The following is a 4,993-nucleotide window of genomic DNA, read 5'->3' as shown; positions in this document are numbered from 1 at the left end:
GGCGACATCGACGTGCTCCTGCTCGACAAGACCGGCACGATCACGATCGGCGACCGCCAGGCGAGCGAATTCCGCCCGGTCGGGGGCGTTCCGGTGTCGGAGCTGGCGGAGGCCGCGTTACTCGCCAGTCTGGCGGACGAAACCCCCGAAGGGCGCTCGATCGTGCTTCTGGCGCGCGATAGATATTCGGTCGCGACGTCGGTGCTGCCCGAAGGCGCGGAGATCATCCCCTTCACCGCCCAGACCCGCATATCAGGCGTCAAGGTCGGCGAACTGCTGATCGAGAAAGGTGCGGTCGACTCGGTCTTTCGCGCGCATCCGGGGTCGGGCGACACTGCGGCCGCAACTGAACTGCGCCGCGCGACGGACGAGATCGCCCGCGCCGGCATGACTCCGCTCGCCGTTGCCAGCAACGGCCGCATCCTCGGCGCGATCGCGCTCAAGGACGTCGTCAAGGCGGGCGTCCGCGAGCGGTTCGGCGAATTGCGTCGGATGGGTATCCGTACCGTCATGATCACCGGCGACAACCCGCTGACCGCCGCCGCCATCGCCGCCGAGGCCGGGGTGGACGACTTCCTGGCGCAGGCGACCCCCGAGGACAAGCTGGCCTATATCCGCAAGGAACAGGTCGGGGGGCGGCTCGTCGCGATGTGCGGTGACGGTACCAACGATGCCCCTGCCCTTGCCCAGGCGGATGTCGGTGTCGCGATGAACACCGGTACCCAGGCCGCGCGCGAGGCGGGGAACATGGTCGATCTCGACAGCGATCCGACCAAGCTGATCGAGATCGTCGGTCTCGGCAAGCAGCTGCTGATGACACGCGGGGCGTTGACGACCTTCTCGATTGCCAACGATGTCGCCAAATATTTCGCGATTCTGCCCGCGATGTTCATCGTGCTCTATCCGGGGCTCGGGCTGCTGAACGTCATGCGTCTGTCCACCCCGACAAGCGCGATCCTGTCGGCGATCATCTTCAATGCGGTCATCATCCCGTTGCTCGTGCCGCTTGCGCTAAGGGGGGTAAAATACCGGCCGATCGGCGCCGGCCCGCTGTTGGCGCGTAACCTGGGCATCTACGGGTTCGGCGGCCTCGTGGCTCCCTTCATCGGCATCAAGCTCATCGACCTCGGCGTATCCGCGCTTGGTCTGGCATAAGGAAGACAAAATGGGTTCGGACATCCTGTCGGGGCTGCGACCCGCTTTGGTGATGACGTTGTTCTTCGTGCTTCTCCTATGCGGCGTCTATCCGCTCGCCGTGATGGGAATCGGCAAGGTCGCTTTCCCGGCCCAGGCGAACGGCAGCCTGATCGTCGATCGCGACGTCGTCATCGGATCGACGCTGATCGGACAGTCGTTCACGACGACGCGCTATTTCAACTCACGTCCGTCCGCGGCCGGCAAAGGCTATGACGCGAGCGCTTCGTCGGGTTCGAACCTGGGTCCGACGTCGAAGGCGCTCGCGGACAGGATCAAGGGCGACATCGCACTTCGGCGGTCCCAGGGGCTGACGGCTCCGGTGCCCGCGGATCTCGTGACGGCATCTGCGTCGGGCCTCGATCCCGACATCTCGCCTGCCGCCGCCCTGTTCCAGGTGCCGCGCGTGGCGACGGCGCGCCACCTGCCCGTTGCCGCGGTACGGTCGCTCGTCGAGCGCTCGGTCGAAACCCCGCTGCTGCCGTTTGCGGGCGATCCTCACGTGAACGTGCTCTTGCTGAACCGCCAGCTGGATGGAATGCTACCCGGCCGGTGACATAGCGCGGCGGCACGCCTCAGCCTTCATGTCCTGCAGTCCTTGCCGGCGGAAGACGATGAAGGATACGACTGATGACAACCCGCGCGAAAGTGCTGGTCGTGGACGACGAGCCATCCATTCGCCGGCTTTTACGGATCACGCTGGAACGCGCTGGCTATGCGGTCGCGGAAGCGTTCGACGCACGCGAAGCGCTGGCTTCCATTGCCGACGCGGATCCGTCGGCGATCCTGCTGGACCTGGGGCTGCCCGATCGCAACGGCATTGAATTGATCCCGATCCTCGGAAAGATATCGCGCGCCGCCGTCCTCGTCGTGTCCGCAAGGGCAGCGACGACCGAAAAAGTCGCGGCCCTGGACCTCGGCGCGACCGATTATCTGACCAAGCCCTTCGATACGGAGGAACTGCTTGCCCGTCTTCGCGCGGCAATCCGCAACCGCATCACGAAGGAAGGCGGCACCGCTACGATAGTCTCCGGCAACGTCACGATCGATCTGCTCGGTCGCATGGTCGTGAAGAACGGTGAGGAGGTGCATCTCACGCCGAAGGAATTTGCCATCGTCGCCGAACTTGCCCGTTTCCCGGGAAGGGTCATCACCCACCAACACCTGCTCAGTACCGTATGGCCGGCGGAGTACGAACATCATGTGGAATATCTGCGTGTCGTCATCCGCAACCTGCGGGCCAAGATAGAGGACGATCCCGCACGACCACGTCTGGTCGTAAACGTCCTGGGTGTGGGCTACCGCTTCATCGCCGACGAGCCGTCGAACCCTGATGGTGTGACGGTGCCGGCCGCGCGTCCGCACTGGTCGAGCGGTAGCGCCGGTCCGGATACCGCGCTCCGACCCACCCCGAGACATCGCAACCTGTAACAAACGACGGCCGCACGACCTTATAGTCGCGCGGCCGCTCCTATCGCTCGAGACGACGATCCGATCAGAAGTGGAAGCTGAGATCGACACCGCCGGTCAGCGGCTGGTTGGTCACGATCCGGTTGAACGAGGCGGCGGGCAACGTCTCCTGGAACAGGCTTTCCAGCTGGGCGTGCTTGTTGAACAAATTGTTGACGAACAGCGCTGCGCTCCATCCCTTATCCGAGCGCAACCCGACGCGCAGGTTGGTGAGATCGTAATCGGGCAACAGGATATAGCGGCCATTGAGCGAATAGCCGTAGGGGAAGGCTAGCGAGTAGCGTTGACCGGTATAGCCGTTCTCGCCGCTGGCGGTGAAGGACAGACCGCCGCCGATGTCGTGCGAATAGCTCAGGATCGCGTTCGCGGTGACGGGTGCCACGTCCGAGAGCCGATCGGCGGGGACGATCTGCCAGTGCGGGCCCGAGTCGACCCGCGCATGGGTATAGCTCGCGGACACCTTGAGTTCGAATCCTGCGCCGAGCACACCGCGCGTCTCGATCTCGCCGCCATAGATCTTCGCCTTGTTGCCGTTGATGTTGAGCTGCCAGTCGCCGGGCAGGGCGAGCAGCTGGATATGGTTCCAATCCTCGTAATAGACGCTGCCGTTGATCGTCAGGCGACGGTCGAAGAGGCGCAGCTTCTCACCGACCTCGTAGCTCCACACGGAGTCGGCGTCGTAGCTGGTCGGCCATTTGTTGCCGGTGAAGTTGTACGGCGCGTAGACCGCGCTCCAATAGGGCCCGGTGACGGGATATTGGGCGTTGCCGCCACCCGGGCGGAAACCGCGCGCGGCGGTGGCGTAGAGCGTCAGGTCGGAGTTCGGCTCGTACGACAGGTTGAACTTCGGGCTGACGCCCTGCTCGTTATGCGTGATCAGTCCCGACAGCGACGGGGTCGCCGCACCAAGCCCCGATCCCCAGCCGGTGATCGACGAGGTGAAATGATAGTCGAACTTGTAATAGCGCGCGCCGGCGGTGAACTTGAGCGTCGGCGTGATCGCGAACGTGCCTTCCGCGAAGGCTGCATATTGCTTCAGATGGGTCGGCGAATAGGCGAGGAACCAGCTCGTCGTCGTCGCACGGTTGAAAGTGCCGAGATCGAGATAGGCGGAGGGGTTCGACGTGCGCCCGTCGAAGTTCCACGTCATGTGATAATCGCTGTAGAACAGTCCGCCGACCCAGCTCAGCCGATGGTTGCCCTTGGACGCAATGCGCAGTTCCTGGCTGAACTGGCGCGACGGGTCGTTCTCGGTGCCGGAGACGACGCCGCTGCCGTTCGGCCCGTAATAGCCGGGGTTGGGCAGGCCGTTGTTCGACGCATAGGTCGCGCCGGTATTGGGGTTGTTGAAATCCTCGCTGCCGTCCTCGACCTGGGTCGAGCGGCGGTTCCAGTACGCGCTGCTCGACGTGATGTCGAACGCGTCGAAGGCATAGTTGACGGTCAGGCCCAGGATGATGATCCGGTCGGTCAGCGGCTCGGCGACGTCGAACGGCTGGTAATGCGCCAGCGTGCCGGGATCGCTGTCATAGGCGCTGACGCCATCCTGCTTGCTGTGCTGGTAGAGTATCATCGGCGTGATCGACAGCGCGTCGGTCGGCTTCCACAACAGGGTCGCGCGGAAGCCATAGGTCTGCGACGCGTTGGAACCGCGATAGTCCTTGATGACGGCCGCGCCGGCGACATTGCCGCGGATCGACCCATCCACGCTGGACGACGGGAAGGTATTGCCGGCCCCGGTTACGATCCGGTCTATCCAGCCGCTGGTGTAATTCTCCGAACCGACGATCCGCAACGCCAGCCGGTCCTCGACCAGCGGCAGGTTGAGCATCGCGTTAACGGCATGGTTGAAGCCGCCGCCTTCCGTACCCGACAAAGTGGCCTGCGCGCTGCCCTCGATTCTCGTTGCGTCGGGCTGGTTGGCGATCAGTCGCACCGTGCCACCCATCGATCCCGAGCCATAAAGCGTGCCCTGCGGCCCGCGCAGGATCTCGATGCGGTTGAGATCGTAGAGCGTCGGGTCGATCACCACCTTGCCGTTTTGCGCGGCGGACGGCGCGGTCAGCGGGATGTCGTCGAGGTAGAAGCCGACGGTCGGCGAGTTGCCGCCGCTCGACGTCATGCCCCGCATCTCGACCTCGGTCTGACTTGGCCCCTCGCTCTTCAGCGACACGCCGGGCGTCCCCTGCGCCAGCGTGGCGAAGCTGGTTACGCCACGCGCTTGCAGATCGGCACCCGAGACGGCCGAGATGCTGGCCGGCGTCTTCTGAACGGTGGACGATCGCCGCTGCGCGGTCACGATGATTTCAGTGACAGGTGCCGCACTTTG

General features: G+C 64.4%; 4 protein-coding genes. 3 read left to right on the top strand and 1 reads right to left on the bottom strand.

What is annotated here, in order from left to right:
• From kdpB to ACFE7D_RS13895, 3 genes are all read left to right on the top strand, one after another.
• Nucleotides 1-1,155 (top strand): potassium-transporting ATPase subunit KdpB (kdpB, locus tag ACFE7D_RS13905; RefSeq protein ID WP_375396007.1); only part of this gene is annotated, 1,155 nt, incomplete at its 5' end.
• A gap of 10 nt (nucleotides 1,156-1,165) precedes the next feature.
• Nucleotides 1,166-1,750: a potassium-transporting ATPase subunit KdpC gene (kdpC, locus tag ACFE7D_RS13900; protein WP_375396006.1), complete on the top strand. Its 585-nt coding sequence runs from the start codon at nucleotides 1,166-1,168 to the stop codon at nucleotides 1,748-1,750.
• 92 nt (nucleotides 1,751-1,842) lie between these two features.
• Nucleotides 1,843-2,625 (top strand): response regulator, encoded by a 783-nt coding sequence (locus tag ACFE7D_RS13895; protein WP_375396005.1) that lies wholly within the window; start codon nucleotides 1,843-1,845, stop codon nucleotides 2,623-2,625.
• A gap of 64 nt (nucleotides 2,626-2,689) precedes the next feature.
• Here ACFE7D_RS13895 and ACFE7D_RS13890 read toward each other — a convergent pair.
• A partial coding sequence (locus tag ACFE7D_RS13890; RefSeq protein WP_375396004.1) for a TonB-dependent receptor occupies nucleotides 2,690-4,993 on the bottom strand: 2,304 nt, incomplete at its 5' end.

The sequence above is a fragment of the uncultured Sphingomonas sp. genome (assembly GCF_964244235.1).
GTDB lineage: Bacteria > Pseudomonadota > Alphaproteobacteria > Sphingomonadales > Sphingomonadaceae > Sphingomonas.
Note: the sequence above shows the minus strand (reverse complement) of the source record. Positions and strands in the feature narration are given on the sequence as shown.